The sequence below is a fragment of the Mesorhizobium sp. WSM4829 genome, assembly GCF_055811475.1.
Map to the genome: position 1 here is coordinate 85,619 of NZ_JBVVQJ010000016.1, position 20,539 is coordinate 106,157.

17 protein-coding genes are annotated in these 20,539 nt (G+C 62.3%); 9 read left to right on the forward strand and 8 right to left on the reverse strand.

From position 1 onward, the window contains the following. Positions 1 to 32: 32 nt before the first annotated feature. Both AC0L17_RS17260 and AC0L17_RS17265 read right to left on the reverse strand, forming a co-directional pair. Entirely contained in the window at positions 33 to 2,636 is a 2,604-nt protein-coding gene (locus tag AC0L17_RS17260) for a TRAP transporter permease (RefSeq protein WP_473516714.1), read from the reverse strand. A gap of 72 nt (positions 2,637 to 2,708) precedes the next feature. Further along, complete coding sequence (locus AC0L17_RS17265) at positions 2,709 to 3,692, reverse strand: TAXI family TRAP transporter solute-binding subunit (protein ID WP_473516715.1); 984 nt, start codon at positions 3,690 to 3,692, stop codon at positions 2,709 to 2,711. A gap of 117 nt (positions 3,693 to 3,809) precedes the next feature. Between AC0L17_RS17265 and AC0L17_RS17270 the strand changes: the two genes are divergently transcribed. After that, a complete protein-coding gene (locus tag AC0L17_RS17270) occupies positions 3,810 to 4,682 on the forward strand; it encodes a MurR/RpiR family transcriptional regulator (protein WP_473516716.1) in 873 nt (290 codons plus the stop codon). 12 nt (positions 4,683 to 4,694) lie between these two features. On the opposite strand, the gene AC0L17_RS17275 is transcribed toward AC0L17_RS17270, so the two are convergent. Next, entirely contained in the window at positions 4,695 to 6,017 is a 1,323-nt protein-coding gene (locus tag AC0L17_RS17275; protein WP_473516717.1) for an aspartate aminotransferase family protein, read from the reverse strand. A gap of 94 nt (positions 6,018 to 6,111) precedes the next feature. Between AC0L17_RS17275 and AC0L17_RS17280 the strand changes: the two genes are divergently transcribed. Further along, complete coding sequence (locus tag AC0L17_RS17280; protein WP_473516718.1) at positions 6,112 to 6,969, forward strand: beta-keto acid cleavage family enzyme; 858 nt, start codon at positions 6,112 to 6,114, stop codon at positions 6,967 to 6,969. A 114-nt stretch (positions 6,970 to 7,083) separates the two neighbouring features. Further along, positions 7,084 to 7,359: a hypothetical protein gene (locus tag AC0L17_RS17285; protein ID WP_473516719.1), complete on the forward strand. Its 276-nt coding sequence runs from the start codon at positions 7,084 to 7,086 to the stop codon at positions 7,357 to 7,359. An 84-nt stretch (positions 7,360 to 7,443) separates the two neighbouring features. On the opposite strand, the gene AC0L17_RS17290 is transcribed toward AC0L17_RS17285, so the two are convergent. Continuing rightward, the gene (locus AC0L17_RS17290; RefSeq protein ID WP_473516720.1) at positions 7,444 to 8,130 is read right to left on the reverse strand and encodes a N5-glutamine methyltransferase family protein; all 687 of its coding nucleotides are present in this window, start codon (positions 8,128 to 8,130) and stop codon (positions 7,444 to 7,446) included. 371 nt (positions 8,131 to 8,501) lie between these two features. Between AC0L17_RS17290 and AC0L17_RS17295 the strand changes: the two genes are divergently transcribed. Then, positions 8,502 to 9,176: a LuxR C-terminal-related transcriptional regulator gene (locus tag AC0L17_RS17295; protein ID WP_091593852.1), complete on the forward strand. Its 675-nt coding sequence runs from the start codon at positions 8,502 to 8,504 to the stop codon at positions 9,174 to 9,176. Positions 9,177 to 9,243: 67 nt separating this feature from the next. On the opposite strand, the gene AC0L17_RS17300 is transcribed toward AC0L17_RS17295, so the two are convergent. Next, a complete protein-coding gene (locus AC0L17_RS17300; protein WP_473516721.1) occupies positions 9,244 to 10,995 on the reverse strand; it encodes a PAS domain S-box protein in 1,752 nt (583 codons plus the stop codon). A gap of 246 nt (positions 10,996 to 11,241) precedes the next feature. Here AC0L17_RS17300 and AC0L17_RS17305 point away from each other — a divergent pair, with 246 nt between their 5' ends. Beyond that, on the forward strand, positions 11,242 to 11,982 hold the full coding sequence (locus tag AC0L17_RS17305; protein WP_473516722.1) for a helix-turn-helix transcriptional regulator: 741 nt from the start codon (positions 11,242 to 11,244) through the stop codon (positions 11,980 to 11,982). A gap of 125 nt (positions 11,983 to 12,107) precedes the next feature. On the opposite strand, the gene AC0L17_RS17310 is transcribed toward AC0L17_RS17305, so the two are convergent. Next, a complete protein-coding gene (locus tag AC0L17_RS17310) occupies positions 12,108 to 12,410 on the reverse strand; it encodes a DUF982 domain-containing protein (RefSeq protein WP_091593850.1) in 303 nt (100 codons plus the stop codon). A 216-nt stretch (positions 12,411 to 12,626) separates the two neighbouring features. Here AC0L17_RS17310 and AC0L17_RS17315 point away from each other — a divergent pair, with 216 nt between their 5' ends. The 4 genes from AC0L17_RS17315 to otsB all read left to right on the forward strand — a co-directional run bounded on the left by AC0L17_RS17315 (position 12,627) and on the right by otsB (position 18,559). After that, positions 12,627 to 13,688 carry a glycosyltransferase family 4 protein gene (locus AC0L17_RS17315; RefSeq protein ID WP_473516723.1) on the forward strand — a complete coding sequence of 354 codons (1,062 nt, stop codon included), beginning with the start codon at positions 12,627 to 12,629 and terminating at the stop codon, positions 13,686 to 13,688. A gap of 37 nt (positions 13,689 to 13,725) precedes the next feature. Beyond that, complete coding sequence (locus AC0L17_RS17320) at positions 13,726 to 15,888, forward strand: amylo-alpha-1,6-glucosidase (protein WP_473516724.1); 2,163 nt, start codon at positions 13,726 to 13,728, stop codon at positions 15,886 to 15,888. Positions 15,889 to 16,040: 152 nt separating this feature from the next. Continuing rightward, positions 16,041 to 17,801 carry an alpha,alpha-trehalose-phosphate synthase (UDP-forming) gene (locus AC0L17_RS17325; protein ID WP_473516725.1) on the forward strand — a complete coding sequence of 587 codons (1,761 nt, stop codon included), beginning with the start codon at positions 16,041 to 16,043 and terminating at the stop codon, positions 17,799 to 17,801. Further along, complete coding sequence (gene otsB, locus AC0L17_RS17330) at positions 17,798 to 18,559, forward strand: trehalose-phosphatase (protein WP_473516726.1); 762 nt, start codon at positions 17,798 to 17,800, stop codon at positions 18,557 to 18,559. The genes AC0L17_RS17325 and otsB overlap by 4 nt, the downstream gene beginning before the upstream one ends. A gap of 69 nt (positions 18,560 to 18,628) precedes the next feature. On the opposite strand, the gene AC0L17_RS17335 is transcribed toward otsB, so the two are convergent. After that, complete coding sequence (locus AC0L17_RS17335; protein WP_091593840.1) at positions 18,629 to 19,300, reverse strand: ABC transporter ATP-binding protein; 672 nt, start codon at positions 19,298 to 19,300, stop codon at positions 18,629 to 18,631. Further along, a complete protein-coding gene (locus AC0L17_RS17340; RefSeq protein ID WP_473516727.1) occupies positions 19,297 to 20,538 on the reverse strand; it encodes an ABC transporter permease in 1,242 nt (413 codons plus the stop codon). Before AC0L17_RS17340 ends, AC0L17_RS17335 begins: the two co-directional genes overlap by 4 nt. Position 20,539 lies beyond the last annotated feature (1 nt).

Here is a 20,539-nt window from a genome sequence, read left to right on the forward strand (position 1 = left end):
CTCCCCACCATCTGTTGTCAACCGCTCCAGCCTCAGCGCGCCGGCCCGGTTTCCTTCCTGTCGGACTGCTTGCGCGCCCGCGCAAACTGCAGCCCGGCGACGCCGGCCGTCGCAGCGAGCGCCAGGCCGATCGGAATGAGGCTCGAGGGCTGGTCGGCCTTTCTGAGCACCGCCACCACGTCATACCCGACATCCAGCCCGATGCGCTTGGCGTAGGATCCGAAATCGACATTGCTGATCATCAGCGCGTCGCCCGCTTGCGTGATGGTAAGGCCGATGCCGCGCAGCCGCTCCAGCGGCTCGCCCGGATCGCCGAGCGGCACATTGACGGTCTTGCGAACATCTTCGCCCATGAGGTCGACACCCTCGACGACGAAATTGATGCGGCCATCGGCCGGCGTCTGCGCCACCGCCGACAGGAACTCGCTCGCCGGCAGTTCCTCGTAAGGCGGCGACACCTGGTTAAGCCACCAGTCCGGCCGAAACAGCGTGAAGCAGATGAGCAGCAGCGCCGCACTTTCCCAAAGCCGGCTTCTGGTCACGAACCAATTCATCGTCGCGGCTGAAAACAGCAGGATGGCGATCAACGAGACCGTCGCCACCCAGATCGTCTGCGGCCAGGTGTCGACTCCGATCAGCAGCATCGCCGGATTGAAGATGAAAACAAACGGCAGGATCGCAGTGCGCAGCGAATAGAGCGCGCCCTGGAAACCGGTGGCGATCGGATCCTCCTTGGAAATCGCCGCCGCCGCGAAGGCGGCCAGCCCGACGGGCGGGGTGATGTCGGCCATGATGCCGAAGTAGAAGACGAACAGGTGGACCGCGATCAGCGGGATTGGCAGTCCGGCCTGGGCGCCGAGGTCGACCACGACCGGGGCCATCAGCGTGGCGACCAGAATGTAGTTTGCGGTGGTCGGGATGCCCATGCCGAGCACAAGGCTGATCGCGGCGATCAGGATCAGCATCAGGATGACATTGCCGCCGGAGATGAACTCGACGAGTTCCGTCATCATCAGGCCGAGACCGGTCAGCGTGATCGTGCCGACGACGATGCCGGCGGTGGCCGTGGCGATACCGATGCCGATCATGTTGCGGGCGCCGAGCGCCAGTCCGTCGATCAGATCGTCCCGGGCAGCCCGCACCGAGGCGGCGAGATTTTCTTGACGGAACAGCGCCATCAGCGGCTTGCGGGTGGCGACGATACCGAGGATTGAAACGGTCGCCCAGAACGCCGAAAGGCCGGGCGACATCTGCTCGACCATCAGGCACCACAGAAGCACCGCGATCGGGATGAGGAAATCGAGCCCGGTGCGCGTAACGTCCCAGGCGCGCGGCAGTTCGAGGATTGGCGCGTTCGGATCGTCGAGCGCGAGGTCCGGATAGCGCGAGGAATACCAGACCGAGGCGAGGTAGAGAGCGACGCCGGCGAGCGCGAGCAGCGGCGGCGCGGCCCCTCCGAAGACAGCCTGGATAGCAACGATGCCGTAATAGACGATACAGACGGCGAGAACGCTGCCCGACAGTCCCAGTCCCATCCGCAGCATCCGTTCTCTTGCCGGCGTCGGACGCTGCGGGATCGTCTTCAGGCCCGTCTTAATCGCTTCGAGATGAACCATGTAGAGCAGCGCGATATAGGAGAAGACCGCCGGCAGCAGCGCGTGCTTGACGATCTCCGCATAGGGAATGCCGACATATTCGACCATCAGGAAGGCGGCCGCGCCCATCACCGGCGGCATGATCTGGCCGTTGATCGAAGCTGAAGCCTCGATGGCGCCCGCTTTGACGCCGGAAAGGCCGGTGCGCTTCATCAGCGGGATGGTGAAGATGCCGCCTGAAACCACGTTGGAGACGGACGAGCCGGACACAACGCCGTTGAGGGCCGACGAGACCACGGCGACTTTCGCCGGGCCGCCGCGCAGATGGCCGAGCAGCGCAATGGAGATCTGCATCATCCAGTTGCCGGCGCCTGCCTTTTCCAGAAGCGTGCCGAACAGGACGAACAGAAAGACGAAGCTCGTGGACACGCCAAGGGCAATGCCGAAGACGCCTTCGGTTGTCAGCCATTGATGGTTGAGAAACTTGGTCAGCGACGCGCCGCGATGCTGAATCACGTCCGGCATATACTGGCCGGCAAAGGTGTAGAAGATGAAGGTACAGGCCACGACCACCATCGGCAGGCCGAGCGCACGGCGCGTCGCCTCGAGCAGCAACAGGATGCCAACGGTGCCGGTCACCAGATCGAGCGTGGTCGGCTGGCCCGGCCGTCCGGAAAGCACGACGTAAAAGAGAAAGAGGTAGGCGCCGGCAAATCCGCCGGCCACGGCCAGCACCCAGTCGAGCAGCGGCACGCGATCGCGGGGCGAGGATCTTAGCGCCGGATAGGCGAGGAAGGTCAAGAACAGCGCAAAGCCAAGATGGATGGCGCGCGCTTCCGTGTCATTGAGGATGCCGAAACCGAACACGAACGGCAAAGGCGAAGCGTACCAGAGCTGGAAAAGCGACCACGCGACTGCAACCCACAGCAGGACTCGCCCGACCGTGCCAGCCGGATGCCGGCCACCCGTGTCGGCCTCCGCGACAAGTTGTTCGAGCTCTTCGAGATCGACGCCGGCCGGTTGTGCCTTCACTTCGCTCATGACGTCGTCTCCTGTTGCGGATGGCCCCGGCGGATCAGATGGACCCGCCGGACCGTCGTCAGGTCACGAAGCCTACTTCAACCAGCCCTTCTCCTTGAAGTATTTTTCAGCGCCCGGATGCAGCGGCGCCGAATTTCCTTCCGCAACCATCTTGGCGGGATCGAGATTGGCGAAGGCCGGATGCAGCGACTTGAACTCGTCGAAGTTCTCGAACACCGCCCTGGTCAGCTGGTAGACGCTCTCATCGGGAACCTTGGCCGAAGTGACCAGCGTGGCGAGCACGCCGAAAGTCTCGGTATCGTTGGGATTGTTGGCGTAGAGCCCGCCCGGGATCACCGCCTTGGCGTAGTAGGGATTTTCTGCGACCAGCTTGTCCACGACTTCTCCAGTCAGCGGCACCAGCTTGGCGCCGCAGGTTGTCGTCGGATCCTGGATGTTGGCTGAAGGATGGCCGACGCCGTAGAAGAACCCGTCGATCTTGCCGTCGCAGAGCGCCGGCCCGTGCTCGTCGGCCTTCAGCTCCGATGCGAGCGAAAAGTCGGCCAACGTCCAGCCCATCGCACCGAGCAGACGCTCCATGGAAGCGCGCGTCCCGGAACCGGGATTGCCGACGTTGAAACGCTTGCCCTTGAAATCCTCGAACTTCGTCACGCCGGCATTGGGATGCGCCAGCACCGTGAACGGCTCCGGATGGATCGAGAAGACCGCGCGCAGGTCGGTATGGGCGCCACCGTCCTTGAACGATTCCAGCCCCTTGTAGGCGTTGTACTGGACGTCGGACTGGGCCATGCCGAAGTCGAGTTCGCCTTCCTTGATCGTGTTCACATTGAATGCCGATCCGCCGGTCGATTCGACCGAGCAGCGGATGCCGTGTGTCTTGCGATCCTTGTTGAGCAGCCGGCAGATAGCGCCGCCGGCGGCATAATAGACGCCGGTGACGCCACCGGTCCCGATGGTAACGAAATTCTGCTGCGCCATTGCGCTGGCCGAAAACAGCAGCGCCGCCGACAAGGCGGCAATCTGCGCTCCGAGGCGTGCAGTCCGGGCATGTTTCATCTGGTTCTCCCTTGGTACTTTGCGTGCCGTCGCGGCCGTCCGGTGTTTTGGTGTCAAGGCACGTCGATGCATGCTACGATTGTTGCGCTTTATCAATCAAGGGAAATGCTTGTTACAATGGACGGTCGGGAGATGGGTTTCGACGCGCTTTTGGCGCGCATACTGACCGAACTCCCCGAATTGAGCTCGGAGCTGCGCAAGGCGGCGCGCTTCCTGGTCGATCATCCCGACGAGGTGGCGCTGGTGTCCATGCGGGTGCTGGCCTCGCGATCAGAGGTGACACCGACGACCTTCGTGCGACTGGCGCGGCGACTGGGCTTTGGCGATTGGGCGGCGCTGCGCAAGCCGTTCGAGGACCGGCTGCGCTCCGGCAAGGCGCCTTTCGCGGCAAGGGCCGATGCGCTTGTCAGGCGCAGGTCGGAGGCGATCTTCGCCGAATCGCTGAGGACGACGGTGGCCAATCTGGCGGCGGCCGAAGCGGTCAACGGCAGCGAAGAAATCGCAAAAGCCTGCGCGATACTGGAGAAGGCTCAGCGCATACGTGTCGCCGGGTTCCGAAGCTGCCGCGCGCCCGCCCACGCACTTGTCTATCTCTGCCGGATGTTTCGGCGCGAGATCACGCTGCTCGGCGGCGACGGCGGTGCGATCGAGGCGGAACTGGCAGCGCTTGGAAAGAAGGAAGCGGTCGTCGCGATCGGCTTTTCGCCCTATTCGCGTGAACTCGGGCCCGTGGTGGAGGCTGCGCAACGACACAGCGTTCCGATTGTCGCGATCGTCGACAGCATGGCTGCTCCGATCGCGCGGCATGCGCAGGTTGTCTTGCGATTCTCTACCGACAGCCCGTCCTTCTTCCCGTCGGTAGCCGCAGCCATGGCTATCGTGGAAGCGCTGGCCGCAACGATGCTGGCGCGCAGCGGGCCGGCAGCCGCGGCTCGTGTCAGGGAGACGGAATTGGAGTTACAGGCGTTCGGGGCCTATCTGCCGGAATGAAGAGCGCTGGCGCTATGCCACTGCAGCGTCTATCGCGTCGCCGAGCCGTTCAACAACCGCGTCGATTGCCGCGGCGTCTATGATGAAGGGCGGCGCCAGCAAGACATGATCGCCGCGCACGCCGTCGATCGTGCCCCCTGCGGGATAGACCAGCAGGCCGCGCGCCATCGCCTCGCGCTTGATCTTCGCATTGAGCTTCCGCTTCGGTTCGAAGGGCGCCTTGGTCGAGCGATCCTCGACGAGCTCTACACCCATGAAAAGGCCACGGCCGCGAATGTCGCCGATATGGGCATGGTTGCCGAGCCGTTCGACCAGTCGCCGCGAAAGATGCGCTCCCATCGCCCGGACATTGGCAAGCAGATCGTCGCGAGCGATCACCTCCTGGACGGCGAGCGCCGCCGCGCAGGCCATCGGATGGCACATATAGGTGTGGCCGTGCTGGAAGAAGCCGGAGCCTTCGGCGAAAGCGTCGAAGATGCGGCGCGAAAGCAGCACCGCACCGATGGGCTGGTAGCCGCCGCCGAGGCCTTTGGCGATCGTCATCAGGTCGGGCGCAACGCCGTCCCGCTCGCAGGCGTGCAGCGTCCCGGTGCGGCCCATGCCGCACATCACCTCATCGAGGATGAGGAGCACACCGTAGCGGTCGCAGATTTCGCGAACGCGCCTGAAATAGCCGGGAACCGCGGGCACAGCTCCTGCTGTCGCGCCAACCACAGGTTCCGCGACGAAGGCCATGACAGTGTCCGGACCGAGTTCGAGAATTTTATCCTCGAGCGCCTGGGCGGCGCGCAGTCCGTAGGCCGCCTCGCTCTCACCGGCTTTCTGGTAGCGGTAGGCATAGCATGGGTCGATGTGATGCGTGTCGATCAGCAAAGGGCGGAATTGGGCGCGGCGCCACTCATTGCCCCCGGCAGCGAGAGCGCCGAGCGTGTTGCCGTGATAGCTCTGGCGGCGGGCGATGACGTTTCGCCGTTCTGGCCTGCCGGTCTCGACGAAAAACTGCCGTGCCATCTTGAGCGCCGCCTCCACCGCTTCGGAGCCGCCGGACACGAAGTAGGCGTGGCTGATACCTTGTGGCGCGCCGGCGACGAGCTTGTCGGCCAATGTCTCGGCCGGCTCGTTGGTGAAGAAGCTGGTGTGGGCATAGGCGAGCTTGTCGGCCTGCGCATGGAGCGCGGCTGTCACCTCGGGATGGCCGTGGCCGAGGCAGGAAACCGCCGCACCGCCTGACGCGTCGATATAGGCACGGCCATCGCGGTCGAACAGTTCGATGCCCTTGCCGCCCGCCGCGACGGGCAGGCTCGCATGGATCTGGCGGTGCAGGATGTGTGTCATGCCTTCCCCGATTGACGATGGCGCGATTTGCAGCGAACCTATCATGCAACATATGTTACACACTGCGCAATGCTGAAACAATTGGACTGAGCCTATGACCGTCGACAGGGACGCGACCGGCCCCGGACTTATCGCACCGACGGCAATCGCCGTTGCGCCGAATGGTGGACGGCGTGGCAAGCAAGACCACCCTGCCCTGCCGATCGGCCCCTGGGAATTGGCCCGGACTGCCGCCGCCTGCCTCGAGGCGGGCGCCGCCATGGTCCATACCCATGTCCGCGACCGCGACGGCGGCCATTTGCTTGACGCGCACGCCTATCGCGAGACGACGAAAGCGATACGTGATGCGGTGGGCGAGCGGCTGATCATCCAGATCACCAGCGAAGCGGTCGGCCGCTACCAGCCGGCCGAGCAGATGGCGGTGGTGCGCGCCGCCCGCCCTGAGGCGGTTTCGCTGGCGCTGCGCGAACTGGTGCCGGACGCTGCCCATGAGACCGATTTCGCGCAGTTCCTGGCGTGGTTGAAGAGCGAGCGGATCGCCCCTCAGATCATCCTTTACACGCCCGAAGAGGCGTCGACCCTGGCCGCCATGCAGCAGCGCGGGCTGGTGCCTTTCAACGACATCCCGGTGCTCTATGTGCTCGGCCGCTACACGCCGGGACAGGTTTCGCGGCCGGCCGATCTGCTGCCCTTCCTTGCGCAGGACCGCCCGCGCTTCGCGCACTGGATGGTCTGCGCCTTCGGTCGGCAGGAAACCGCTTGCGTTACGGCCGGTGCGCTGCTGGGCGGTCATGCCCGCGTCGGCTTCGAGAACAATTTTACCCTGGCCGACGGCACGACTGCCAAGGACAATGCCGCGCTCGTGACAGCGACCAAAGGCGCTCTGACTGCTTGCGGCGTCAGGATCGCCCAAGCCAACGACCTGCGCGCCGCTTGGTCGATCCAGGGCTAACCCTCGGCCCACACGCCTCTTCGGTCCGTCACATTTGTCGAAAATCTCTCTGCTACGCTGCAACCGAACTTTTTGGCTGACGTTAAGGTTGCAACGGGCGCTGGGGAGGCCTTTATGCAGACGTACCTCGTCGAACAAATGGAGGGCGATGACGTGATTACGGTGCGTGTCATCAACGCGCCGAGCCCCTTCAAAGCCGCCGCCATGTCGACAGATCGACATGTTACGCTGCGAAGGTGGGAAAAGGATTGGATCCGAGTAACCGACGAGAACCGGGGACACATCTTTGCATACAGCTTTGTCTCGGACGCAAACCCGGACAACAACGGGCTTGTAATAGCACCGAATAAATCAAGAAAAGCCCAAAAAGCTGATCAGGGACGCGAGTAAGCGCCACCTTTTTTGCTTTTTGCTGGAGCGCGCCAGAAGCGTGAACACCGCGAATTGAGCCAGCCGTTGCGGCATGGCTGACGCTCACGGCGTAGTATGTCCCACAACCACCCTTCCCTCGCCGGCTTCGTTCGTGACCGCCCGGATCCCCTCGAAGGACTTGGAGCGCTCCAGCAGACGCATGACCTGCCGGTCCTGGCCGAGACCGACCTCGAAGAGCAGGATGCCTCCGCGCCGCAAGTAGCGCGGCGCGTCCTTGATCACCCGCATATGGATGCTCAGGCCGTAGGGGCCGGCTGCAAACGCTTCACGCGGCTCGAACTCGGTCAGATGCGCGCGGTCGCCCTCGAGCCGCTTTTCCGAAATGTATGGTGGGTTGCAGACGATCACGTCGATCGTGCTGTCGAGTTGCAAGCCCGAGAAAGCACTGAACAAGTCACCCCTCAGCACCGACACGCGATCTGCCATGTCGTGATGGGCGACGTTGCGGCGCGCGACCTCGACGCATCCATCGGTGAGATCGCTCGCCCAGACCTGCGCGGCAGGGGCGTAATGCGCAATGGCGCAGGCCAGATTGCCGGCCCCGCAGCACATGTCGACAACCCGCGGCGCCGACAGGTTCATCCGCCGCAGAACATCAAGTGCTGTCGTACCGAGCAACTCCGTCTCCGGCCGGGGAACGAGCGCACCGGGCGCGATGAGCAACTCCAGCCCCATGAAGATGGTGCGGCCTCTGCGGTAGGCTTCGGCGACACTGATCTCTTCGCTCACGACAACTCCCTCCCTGTCTTGCCGATCGCAGTGCCCGACAATTGAGTGGAAGTTAAATCACTAAGTTCCCGATCGGCAATCGAAAAACACGCCTCGCCATGGGCATTGGCGATCGCGAGCCATCGGCATCGTCTCAAGGCGTTGGCAATGGTTCTGGAGGATAGGAACGGAAGATTCGACGTGTTCAGCGGTTCTCGTTGACAGGGTTCAAAAAAAGAGGAGCCTTACCTGCCTTTTAGGATTATATTAGCAAGCTGGGCTTGCGGTGTTGGGGCACCGCTGGCGTTGACTGGATGAATTGACGAGTGATTGGCCACGACTCCAAAGGCCGGTGACCGTTCAATCCATGCAGGTTTCGTTGGGGTAGTTCAATGTATCGAATCGTCATCGCCGACGATCACGGCCTGTATCGTCGTGGCCTGCGCTTGGCTCTGAGCGCAGGCATTCCAGGTGTGGAGATATTTGAGGCGTCGTGTTTCGACGCCGCGCTCAGTCTGCTGGCCGAGCAGGAGTCCGTTGATCTTGCGATCCTGGATTTGAACATGCCGGGATTGTTCAATCAGGAAGTGCTCAGCGGCATTCTATCGGCTTATCCGGATACGCGATTTGCCATCGTTTCCGGAAACGATTCACGCTCGGAGATACTCACGGCTCTGTCGATCGGTCTCCACGGCTATATCGTAAAGTCGCAAAAAGACGAGGAGGTCGTCATGGCCGTCAACGAAATCCTCTCGGGCCGCATCTACGTCCCTGCACTTCTGTCGCGCCCCGGTGCTGCGCAAACAACTCACGTACCTGCTCCCGCCGAGCCTGTCCCGCAGCGACGTACCACCACCGGCAATCTTGGCAGGCTGACCTCGAGGCAGAAGGAGGTCCTCAAGCTGATGGCGGAAGGGTATTCGAACAAGGAAATCGCGCGCGATCTGGAGATCGCCGAAGCGACGACGAAAATCCATGCCGCTGCGGTTTTGCGTGAGCTTGGGGTGCGGAATCGGACGGAGGCTGCCGTTATGCTGAAGACATGGTTAACTAGGGATATCAATTAATTAGAGCGCTACGTTCTTTTGATACGCAAGGGGCGTTGTTAACGCTTCCGATCTTGGCCCGCTGGCGTCAAGGGCCGATTTCCTTGCGCGACAGCCGCAGCGAATAGCGCAGCCCGTGATCCGTCATTTCCAGCTTGGGGGAGTGACCGACAAGCGGCGCCCCATCCACTCCGATTATCATTGAACCGAAACCATGGCGGACAACTTTTGAAGGCGGCCGCCGCCGCCCTGATTCTACCCAATCGAACACGATGTCACCGCCCGCATCTTCCGATGCGAACGTCCAATTTACCTCGACCCGGCCCTTTGAATCGCCAAGCGCTCCATGTTTCAAGGAATTGGTCGCAAGCTCGTGAACAATCATCGCAAAGCTCTCGGCGGCGCCTCCCGACATCGTAACCGAGGGACCGCTGACAGATATTTCGCGTGTCCCCATATACGGTTGCAACTCCTGGGCAACGAGATCGTGAAGCATCCCCGACCCGCTGCTGTTGCCCGAAAGCAGCAGATGCGTTGCCTCGAGCGAACGAATCCTGTCGATCAGCGTCTCCTTGTACCTGGCGACATTGTTCTCGGGAGCATTGACCATGTTCACCAGTGCCGTGATCACCGGGAACAGGTTGATGAACCTGTGGCGTTGCTCGAGCATGATGCGCTCCCGCTTCTTTGCCGCGGCACGCAGCAGCGTGGTTTGCCGTCGCTCGGTCAGGTCGGCGGCCACGCCGAGCCGCTGTAGACGATCATCGTATTTCTCTTCCCTTCCGCGCAGAGCAACCCAGCGGATATGTCCGTCCGGTCGTCGGACGCGAATCTCGACGTCGTAGTTCGTGACCGATGCGAGCTTTCTCGATACAGCCAGCTTTGGCCAGTCCGCCGGATGAACGACGGCCGACAGTTCCTCCAACCGGCGGCTGCCGGCGGGGGGCAGTCCGAGAATGTCCCAGAATGCGCCCGAACCGGTGACGATGCCGTCTTTAAGGTCGATCCGCCACGTGGCCAGGCGTCCAGCAGACAAAGCCAGATCCAGCCACTCCTTCTGAGCCCGAAGCGCTTCGTGCACGGCTCGTCGTCCCGAGATATCGTCGACCACAACGAAAATAGTCTCTGAGAGAACCCCGTCGGGCACGGACAAAGACAGCGTTAGCCGCGCCCAGAATGCCGAACCGTTCTTTCTTGACAGACGCACCTCCGAAGCGAACGAAGCAGAGTCTTTGCCCAGGCCAGCCAGCAATTGCGCCAAGGCATCACGGTCGTCCGGATGGACGAGTGTCTCCAGCTGCAATTGGGCAAGCTCCTCCTCCTCGTAGCCTGTCATCTCGCTGAGCCGTCTGTTGGATTGCAGCAGCTCACATTTGTCGTTGATGTTTGCGAACCCCATGGCGGCGCGCTCGAAAGCCCAGCGATAGCGGCTTTCGGTTGCTTCGACGGCAGCGAGCCTGGCTTCGGCTACCTCCAGCAGCTCACGCACGTCCTGCCGCAGCCGATGGAATGTCATGGCAATCACGCCACCGGAAATCAGAAGCAGAATGGCGCGCGCCCAATCTTCGCCGGAGATCTGACCATGCAGGGTGCTTCGTGTCCACAAGCCGGCAGCCACCATCAGGACCGTTGCCGCAAGCGCAGGACCACGGTCTTCAAGGTAGGAAATGATAATAATAGCTGGAATAAATTCCAGGAAACTCGACCCTTCTCCGATGTATGCTGACGCTTTTGTTTCAAATATCAGCGTAGCAGCCAGCACCGATGCGGAGGCAATGTGAGTTAGCAGTCTGCCCGTTGGGTTCAAATCCGACCTGCGCGACTGCCAGTTCATCGACATAGACTACTACCTTATGACTAGGCCATCGAGACTAGAGCAAAAAACGTACAACCTAGTCCGACTGCGGGATTGCCATACCACTATCACAGCGCGCATTTTATCAAACAGGGGCGAACAGAACTCATCAGAATATAACGAGTTTCAAGACAGTAGGGAGCGCATTTTTTGCGAGCCCTGCGCAAGAAGACTGTTCGTAAATCCCGGGCAAATTACTACGGGCTGATGGACCTTTGGGGAGGTTGGAAAATGGCTATGATCGATAGATACAGTGATGCCGTTGTGGGCGACCGGTACATCACGACAGGAACCAAGTATAACCCTGACGCGCAGGTGACGCGCCCCTCCTATGCTTATCCTTCAGCTCGTCCATCAGATCGGCCGGAGACAGGGGGCGACGAACCAAGGAGACGCAGCCTGGAATCCGTCACCGGCATGCTTGATCGCCTTGGCTGTGGTTATCTCGTACTAGACCGCGACAGAAAAGTAATCGAATGGAACGCGGCCGCTCTAACCACGCTGGAGCGCCCCACACCGGAGCGCCCCACTCTGGAGCACAAAGGCGAAGCGGCTGATACAGCCAGTGCGCTTTCGGCAGCCCTAAGGCGGCTGGTCGCAAATGTTCCGGCGCCTTTCCTGCCGGGCTCCCTTTCCTGGGTGGTGATCCGCAGCACAGGTGACAGGCCGGTGGTACTGAAAGAGAACGGTCTTATCGCCCCCGACGGAACCAGCATCGTGGCATTGCTTGGCCGTGTGAACAGGTCGGGGCCAAATCCTCAGACACTGCAAAGGATGTTTGGCTTGACGAGCGCGGAAACGCATCTGGCTCTGCGTTTGGCTCAGGGCGATGCGCCTTTGGAGATCGCCCGCAGCTGGCGGCTCAGTCGCACCACGATCCGCTCACAGCTTGCCTCGCTGTTCGCCAAGACCGAAACGAGACGTCAGGCGGAACTGGTGGCGCTTCTGGGGCGCATTTCGGTCTTGCCATAAATTTTGGGGTCGGCCTGGATCCAGTCGCCCGGGCTTCCTGGGCGCCGACGAAGATCGCCGGTGTCGCGGTGATGCTGCTCGCCAACTGGGCTGGTCGGCAAACTGGCACCTGGGAGCGCTGGCGTCTATCGCCGAGGCGTGTATGCGCTGTCTATCTTTTCGCCGCGTATCGGCAGCGCTATGTCGTCATCCAGGAGCCGGGTGATCCGGGCAAAGCCCACAAAAGCCTTTCTTGCTTCCTCGGCAGACATCCGGCCTGCCAGTGCCGCAGCGGCGCAGTTCAGCGCGCATTGATACACCGGGCCGCGCCTACCTTTCGGCCAGTGGCGCAAAAACGTCATCGCTTCGCTGACATTGTCGATTTCTTCCACAGGTTCTCCGTGCCCGCGCGCAATTCGCACCGGCGTAAAGAATTCCAGGCGATTCATCTTTTCCTCCCGTCGATCGCGATGCGTTCGATCGAACCTAGTTAAATTCACGGCCAGCCAATTGGTTCCCGGCAAAAACGCCCACGGCCTTGATAACTGGCAGCGGGCCGGCTGGGTGAATCGCCAGTCATCGCCCGACTTCATGCCGTTGCGGGAACGTTCGGGAGAGTGGTGCATTTCGACATCAGCGATGGTCTTTCCGGGAAATGCCGGTCTATGAAACTAGCCCATGTGGCGCCGCTCCACGAATCCGTGCCGCCTCGGCTCTATGGAGGCACGGAGCGCATTGTCTCCTATCTGACCGAAGGGTTGGTCGAGCTGGGCCACGACGTAACTTTGTTCGCCAGTGGCGATACAAAGACCTCGGCAAAATTGGTGCCGTGTCGCGAGCGTGCGCTGCGTCTTGACCCAAGCCCGCTGAAATCCGAGACGGCCGCGCACCTTTCGATGCTTTCCGAGGTGAGGAAACGCGCTCAAGAATTTGATATCATTCACTTCCACCTCAGCCATTTCCTGCATTTTTCCTTCTTCGAGCACATCCATGAGCGGACGGTGACGACGCCGCATGGCAGGCTCGACTACGTCGATCTGGCACCGGCCTATAAGCGTTTTCCGCGCTTTCCGATGATCTCCGTGTCCGGCAGCCAAAGGACGGGGCTGGCCGACGCCAACTGGCTGGCGACGATCCACCACGGACTGCCGACCGAACTCTACAAGCCGGTTTTCGAGCCGAGCCCAGGGGAGCGCTACCTCGCCTTCCTTGGCCGGATGTCGCGCGACAAGCGTCCGGATCGTGCCATTGAGATCGCGCTGCGCTCGGGGCTGAAACTGAAGCTTGCAGCAAAGATCGGCGACGACGACCGGGCTTATTTCCGCAAAATGGTCGAGCCGCTGGTCGATGGTGATCGTGTCGACTATGTCGGCGAGATCGAGGAAGACAAGAAGGCGGAATTCCTCGGCAAGGCGGCCGGCCTCGTATTCCCGATCGACTGGCCGGAGCCGTTCGGTCTTGCCGTCATAGAAGCGATGGCCTGCGGCACGCCGGTGATTGGCTGGAACTGCGGCGCCTTGCCGGAAATCGTCGATCAAGGCGTGACCGGTTTTATCGTGGATTCCATGCAAGGCGCGGTTGCTTCGGTGCCCGACTTGCTGCGGCTCGACAGGCGGAGGGTGCGAGCTGTCTTCGAAACGCGGTTTTCTGCCAAAAGAATGACCCGCGACTATGTTTCCGCCTATGCGCGCCTGATCGGCGCCTCGGCCGAAGCAAGAGCGTCGTGAGCGCTCAGGGGGGCGAAACGAGAGGGATATGTAGAAAATGGCCCAACTCGACGAGCGCCAGCTTGATCCCGCGGTAGCACTTGCGTCCCTGGACGCCACCGCACCTCGAGAGCCGCATCGGCTGTTCGCCCTCAAGCAAGGCGATTGTTTTGCCGTGTCCGACGCCTACGGCGATATCCGCGGCGCAGGCGACGGTTTCTTCCGTGACGACACGCGAGTGCTTTCCGAATTCCGGCTGACCGTCGGCGACCGGCAGACATCGCTGCTCGGTGCGTCGCTCAGCCAGGACAATGTGCTCTTCACCTCCAACCTGACCAATCTGCCGATGCAGAGCGTCCGCGGCCGGGACATTCCGCAGGGCGCGATCCATATCGAACGCGTCAGGCTGCTTTGGCAGGACCGGCTGTTTGAACGCATCACCCTTTCCAACTACAGCCAGGAACACTCCACCATCCGAGTTTCGCTGTATTTTGCCGCCGATTTCCGCGACATGTTCGAAGTGCGCGGCTCGACAAGGCTGAAGCGCGGCATGGCCCATGCTGCCAAGACGGACGCGACCTGCGTGCTGCTTCGCTACGACGGGTTGGACGGGCTGGCGCGGATGTCGGCGATATCGTTCTCGCAGGCGCCGGACCATCTGACGGGCGACCGAGCCGACTTCCTGATTGCCGTGACGAGGCGCAGCAGCAAGGTGCTGTATGTCGAAGTCGGTCCCGAAATGGCGGAAACACCGAACCGCGATCGCTTCCGCGCCGCCGCGGCCCGGGCTCGCTTCGGCATGCGGGCCAAACGCCGCCATGGTGCTACGATGCACAGTTCCGGGCGCGTCTTCAACGATTGGGTCGAGCGCGCCCGCGCGGATGTGGCGCTGCTGACCACCGAGCTTACGACCGGACCCTACCCCTATGCGGGCATCCCCTGGTTTTCGACGGCGTTCGGCCGCGACGGCGTGATCTCCGCCTTGCAGATGCTGTGGCTCAACCCGGGCTTGGCGCGAGGCGTGCTGGCCTTCCTTGCCCAGCACCAGGCGACGGAGACATCGCCGTTCAGCGATTCGCAGCCGGGCAAGATCATGCACGAGACCCGCAAAGGCGAAATGGCGGCGCTGCGGGAACTCCCCTTCGGCCGCTACTATGGCGGTGTCGACACGACGCCACTCTACATCCATCTCGCCTGCGCCTATGCGGACCGTACCGGTGATATGGCGTTCGTCGACAGCCAGTGGCCGTCGCTCTGCGCTGCGGCTGAATGGATCGAGGAGGCGAGCCGGCCGACCGGCTTCGTCACCTATCAGCGTGCCGCCGAGACCGGCCTCGCCAACCAGGGATGGAAGGACAGCGGCGATTCCGTGTTCCATGCCGACGGCCGAATCCCGAAGGGACCGATCGCCCTGGTGGAGGTGCAAGGCTATGCCTTTGCGGCGTTCCGGGGATTGGCGGCGCTCGCCCGCCGCCGCGGCGAAATCGACAGGACCGATCATTGGGAGAGCAGCGCCGAGGCCATGCGCGCCGCTGTCGAACGCCATTTCTGGCTGGACGATCTCGGCTTCTATGCCTTGGCGATCGACGGCGCCGGCGAGCCCTGCAAGGTGCGGACGTCTAATGTCGGGCACCTTCTCTATGTCGGCCTCCCCGCGCCGGCACGGGCGCAGATGGTCGCCGACCAGCTGCTTTCGGCGTCCTTCCATTCCGGCTGGGGGCTGAGGACGCTCGCAGACGATGCTGTGTTCTTCAACCCGATGTCATACCACAACGGCTCGATCTGGCCGCATGACACCGCAATATGCGGCGCCGGTCTGGCACGCTTTGGCGAGCGCGAAAGCGTGATCCGGCTGATGAGCAGCACCTTCGAATCGGCTGTCCATTTCAACATGCGGCTGCCTGAACTGTTCTGCGGCTTTACCCGCGCGCCGGGCGAAGCGCCCATCGCCTATCCCGTCGCCTGCCTGCCGCAGGCGTGGTCGGCCGGGTCTGCCTTCATGCTGATGCAGGCCTGCCTCGGCCTCGAGATCGACGGCTGGGACGGCGAAATCCACGTCACCCGTCCCAGGCTGCCGATTGGTATCGACACGCTCACGCTGAGGCATCTTGGGGTTGGCACCAGGAAGGTGGATCTGACATTCCAGCGTGTCGGCGACAGGGTCGTCGCCTTTCTCGCCGAACGGCATGAGGGGTTGGTGCCGCTCGTCGTGCGGACCTAGCTTGGCTTTTCGCATGGAACCAACCGCGGGGCTGCAATTAGCGGAACCGATGGCCCGTCCGAGCGTTCCGACGCACGGCAGCTGATTGGCAGCCGCGAATTCGAAAAACAAATAAAATGGCCACCGACCGGCCGGAGAAGATCGTTGTTCCCATGTCAGACTTTGGCATAGAGGTACTCTGGGTTCTAATCATTGCAAGCCTTGGCCTTTCCGCTGTTGCCCTGGTGTTCTCGATATCCCGCTGGCGCCACATACCAGCGGCCGCATCCTCCGCAGGCGATGACTTGGCTTCGGAAGCGGCTCGCACCGTGCTGCGGGAGTTTGAAAAGAATGGCCACTCGGCCGATGCAGCGCTGATCACATGGTCGCCCGACACGTTGCGCAAGATCCTGGCCGACGATCTGCCGGAGACGCAGGTGATCGTCGTATCCAACCGCGAGCCCTACATCCACAACACCAGGGATGATGGCATCGAGCTCCTGGTGCCGGCCAGCGGGCTGGTTTCGGCACTTGAGCCGATCACCCGCGCCTGTGCCGGCACCTGGATTGCGTATGGCGGCGGAACAGCGGACCGTCTCACCGTCGACGAGAACGACCGGGTTGAGGTGCCGCCTGGCAATCCGTCCTACACGCTGCGCAGGGTCTGGCTGACCGAGGAAGAATACCAGGCCTATTATCTAGGCTTCGCCAATGAAGGTCTGTGGCCGCTTTGTCATATCGCCTTCACCCGCCCGAATTTTCGCGCCTCGGACTGGCAGGTCTATGAGGCCGTCAACCGGAAGTTCGCCGATACGGTGGTTGCCGAAGCGCGCAACGAGCGGCCGATCGTGCTGGTTCAGGACTACCACTTCGCGCTCTTGCCGCGCATGATCCGTGAGCGCCTGCCCGAGGCGATCATCATTACTTTCTGGCATATCCCATGGCCCAACTCCGAAGTGTACAGCATCTGCCCATGGCGTGAACGGATCCTGGAAGGTTTGCTCGGCAGCTCCATCATCGGCTTCCATACGCAGTTTCATGCCAATAATTTCACCGAGAGCGTCGATCGCATCCTGGAAAGCCGGATAGAACGGGCGGACGCGGCGATCTCCTATGGTGGGCATCCGACTCTGGTCCACGCTTACCCCATTTCCATAGAATGGCCGGCCGAACTGCTGGCAAGATTGCCGGCTGTCGAGGAATGCCGTGTCCGTGTCCGCGAAAGATTCGGGCTGCCGGCGAACGTCAAACTGTGCGTCGGCGTCGAGCGCCTCGACTACACCAAAGGCATTCCCGATCGCTTTCAGGCCTTGGATGAATTGTTTACGCGATATCCCGAACGGGTAGGCAAAGTGGTTTTCCTGCAGGTTGCGGCGCCCAGCCGCGGCACATTGCCGGCCTACCAGCAACTTCATGACGAATGCCTTCGCTATGCCGAAGAGCTCAACCAGCGCTACGGCGGCGAGAACTACAGTCCCGTCCTGTTGCTCGCCGAACATCACTCGCAGGAGCAGGTCTACGAGATCTATCGCGCCGCCGACATATGCATGGTCACCAGCCTGCATGACGGCATGAACCTGGTCGCCAAGGAATTCGTCGCGGCGCGCGACGATGAACAGGGCGTGCTGCTGCTCAGCACCTTTGCCGGCGCTTCGCGCGAACTCCTGGAGGCACTGATCGTCAACCCCTATGATGCGACCATGATGAGCGAGGCGCTGCTACAGGCGTTGACCATGACGCCGGACGAGCAGCGCGAGCGCATGCGGCCCATGCGCGAGATGGTCCGCGACAATAACGTCTATCGCTGGGCCGGCAGCATGCTGCTGGACGCTGCGCGCCTTCGCAAGCGCGGGGTGACCGGCAACGGCGAGCGGCCGTCCAACAGCAACAACGTCGTTTCCATCTTCGAGCGGGCGCGAAAGGCGGCGTCGTGACAGACCTTCGACTGCCGTTGGCCCCCGACCTGCCGGAAGGGCAATGGGCGCTTTTTCTCGATATCGACGGCACCTTGCTGGAACATGCCGCTCATCCCGACGCTGTCTTCGTCGGTGACGATCTGCGTCAGCTTCTCGGAAATATCGAGCGAAGGCTGGGCGGCGCCCTCGCCTTCATCACCGGGCGTTCGGTCGCTGCCGTGGACAGATTGTTTCATCCCCTGAAGCTGCGCGTCGCAGGGCTGTACGGGCTCGAGCATCGGTTGAGGCCGGACGGTCAAGTCGACATTGCCGACGCTCCGGCGGATATCGCGGCTCTTGCCGACGAGATTGAGGCCGAACTGGGTGGACGCAAGGTCTACATCGAGCGCAAGGGACCGGTCTTGGCCATCCATACCCGCGCTGCGCCGCAACTGCTTGCCCGGGCAACGCAGCTTGTCGAACAGGCACTGACGCAACTTCCGCCTGGGTACCGCGTGATTGCGGGAAACGCGGGCGTTGAACTCATGCCGCTGGAAGCCGTCAAAGGGGCTGCCATCCGGCGTTTCATGGAAATCCAGCCCTTTGCCGGCCGGCGCCCCGTATTCCTCGGAGATGACACCTCGGACGAAAACGGTTTCGAGGCAATAAACGAGGCCAGCGGCATCTCTATCCGCGTGAAGCCGCGCGGGCCTACGGTTGCAAGCTATGGTCTCGACGACGTGACCGAGGCAATAGCCTGGCTCGAGGCCAATTTCGGCGCGGCGCGGGTGTCCTGATCGCGATCCCGGTGATCATTGGACAGGCTCGCGCCATGCCTGATCCCATCAACGCCGATTGGTTCCGGTTCAGCCGATCTTCCCGTCCACGATGTGAATGCGGCGATCCATGCGCGCCGCCATGTCGAGGTCATGCGTAACTGCCACGACGGTCTTGCCGCCCTCGCGCACCAGATTCTCCAGGATTGCGAAGACCTGCTCGGAGCTCTTGCTGTCGAGGCTCCCTGTCGGCTCATCGGCGAGGATAAGCGGCGGGTCGTTGGCGAGCGAGCGTGCTACTGCGACGCGCTGACGCTGGCCGCCCGAGAGTTGGTCAGGCCGCTTGTCGAGATGTTCGCCGAGTCCCAGGGATGAAAGCAGCTCACCGGCCCGTTCGCGCATCTGAGGACGCGCCAGCCGGCCAAGCTTGCGCATTGGAATTTCGACATTTTCGCGCGCCGTGAACTCCGGCAGCAGAAAGTGGAACTGGAACACGAAGCCCAGCATCGAAAGCCTGGTCCGCGCGCGCTCCCTTTCATTCATCGGCTCGGCATCGCGGCCGCCTATTGTCAACGTCCCGGCGGTCGGCCGGTCGAGCAGCCCGAGCAGGTAGAGCAATGACGATTTTCCGGAGCCGGAGGGACCGGTGACGGCGACGAATTCCCTTTCGTTGATCGCCAGCGTGATGTCCTTGACCAGCGTGACGGGAACTGTCTCGGGCAACACGCGGGTCAGTTTCTCGGTCTCGATGAGTGCGCTCATGACGCGCCTCTGATGATCTCGACGGGGTTCAGGCGCGCCGCACGACGCGCCGGCAGGTAGCCGGCCACTGCCGCCGAGCCCAGCGCGAAGGCCGACGCGATGACGTAGTGCATCAAGCTCCAGGCGATCGGCAGCTGGGTCATCTCCTGGCCGGTCGCGGCGATCTCGAAACGCACCAGCGACAGCGCATAGGTCATGGAGACGCCGAGCAGCCCGCCGAGCACGGAGCCGGCAGCGCCGATCGCGACGCCTTCCAGCAGAAAGAGCCGGCGCATGTCGGACTCCGGGAAGCCCAGCGACTTCATGATGGCGATGTCGCGCGCCTTTTCGTGCGTGATGGTGGAGATGATGTTGTAGATGCCGAAGCCAGCGACCAGCATGATCGCGCCGACAACGGTGTACATGATGACGTTGCGTACGACGAGCGCTTCGAGGATCGATTCATTGGCCTCCTGCCACGCCACCGCCTTGTAGCCCAGTTCGGCCTCGGCACGCTGCGCCACCGCCGGAGCGCGGTCAGGATCGTCGAGCTTGATGCGGATCTCGTTGATGGCGTTCGGACGCGCCGAGAGGATCTGCGCGTTTTTCAGAAGCACATAGGCCTCGCCTTCGTCGCGCGCGGTCGTGCCGGTGTGGAACAGGCCGGCGATCTTGAAGTTGCGCGTCAGTCCCTCGGCGGAAACCGCCGTTATTGTGTCACCGAACCCGGCGCCGAGCCGGCTCGCCATCGTGTCGCCGATGAGCACGTTGTTGCCGCCCGCGGCAAGCGCCGAAAAGCTGCCTTCGACGAAGTTTCCGACAATCGGCGACACGCCGGACTCGCGCTCCGGTTCGATGCCAATGATCGCCGCGCCGACTTCGCGGCTGGAAAAGCGGATCACACCCTGCGTTTTGAGGCTTGCCGCGAACCGACCGGGAATCCAGCTCTCCAGCCAGGAGGTCGCGGCGGTCGGGTTGATGATGCCGCGTCGATCGTCACGTGGCCTGAGCCCGGAAATCGCCACTGTCGCAAAAGCATCCTCAGCCGGTTGACGGCGGGCTGTGCGCTGCTCGTCGGTGATGTCGACATGCGGCATCGTGTCGACGAGCTGCCTGACGAAATCGTCCTGCCCACCCTGCATCAGCGCCGCCATGGCAATGGAGAATCCGACACCGACCGCAACGCCGATCACGGCAACCAGCGTCTGGCGACCGCGGCCGGCAATGTGCGTGAGGGCGATGTCGAAGATGAGCGGCATC

Coding starts and splice junctions, on each gene's coding strand:
- AC0L17_RS17260 (WP_473516714.1), bottom strand. CDS start 2,636: ATGAGCGAAGTGAAGGCACAACCGGCCGGCGTCGATCTCGAAGAGCTC.
- AC0L17_RS17265 (WP_473516715.1), bottom strand. CDS start 3,692: ATGAAACATGCCCGGACTGCACGCCTCGGAGCGCAGATTGCCGCCTTG.
- AC0L17_RS17270 (WP_473516716.1), top strand. CDS start 3,810: ATGGACGGTCGGGAGATGGGTTTCGACGCGCTTTTGGCGCGCATACTG.
- AC0L17_RS17275 (WP_473516717.1), bottom strand. CDS start 6,017: ATGACACACATCCTGCACCGCCAGATCCATGCGAGCCTGCCCGTCGCG.
- AC0L17_RS17280 (WP_473516718.1), top strand. CDS start 6,112: ATGACCGTCGACAGGGACGCGACCGGCCCCGGACTTATCGCACCGACG.
- AC0L17_RS17285 (WP_473516719.1), top strand. CDS start 7,084: ATGCAGACGTACCTCGTCGAACAAATGGAGGGCGATGACGTGATTACG.
- AC0L17_RS17295 (WP_091593852.1), top strand. CDS start 8,502: ATGTATCGAATCGTCATCGCCGACGATCACGGCCTGTATCGTCGTGGC.
- AC0L17_RS17300 (WP_473516721.1), bottom strand. CDS start 10,995: ATGTCGATGAACTGGCAGTCGCGCAGGTCGGATTTGAACCCAACGGGC.
- AC0L17_RS17305 (WP_473516722.1), top strand. CDS start 11,242: ATGGCTATGATCGATAGATACAGTGATGCCGTTGTGGGCGACCGGTAC.
- AC0L17_RS17310 (WP_091593850.1), bottom strand. CDS start 12,410: ATGAATCGCCTGGAATTCTTTACGCCGGTGCGAATTGCGCGCGGGCAC.
- AC0L17_RS17315 (WP_473516723.1), top strand. CDS start 12,627: ATGAAACTAGCCCATGTGGCGCCGCTCCACGAATCCGTGCCGCCTCGG.
- AC0L17_RS17320 (WP_473516724.1), top strand. CDS start 13,726: ATGGCCCAACTCGACGAGCGCCAGCTTGATCCCGCGGTAGCACTTGCG.
- AC0L17_RS17325 (WP_473516725.1), top strand. CDS start 16,041: ATGTCAGACTTTGGCATAGAGGTACTCTGGGTTCTAATCATTGCAAGC.
- AC0L17_RS17335 (WP_091593840.1), bottom strand. CDS start 19,300: ATGAGCGCACTCATCGAGACCGAGAAACTGACCCGCGTGTTGCCCGAG.
- AC0L17_RS17340 (WP_473516727.1), bottom strand. CDS start 20,538: ATGCCGCTCATCTTCGACATCGCCCTCACGCACATTGCCGGCCGCGGT.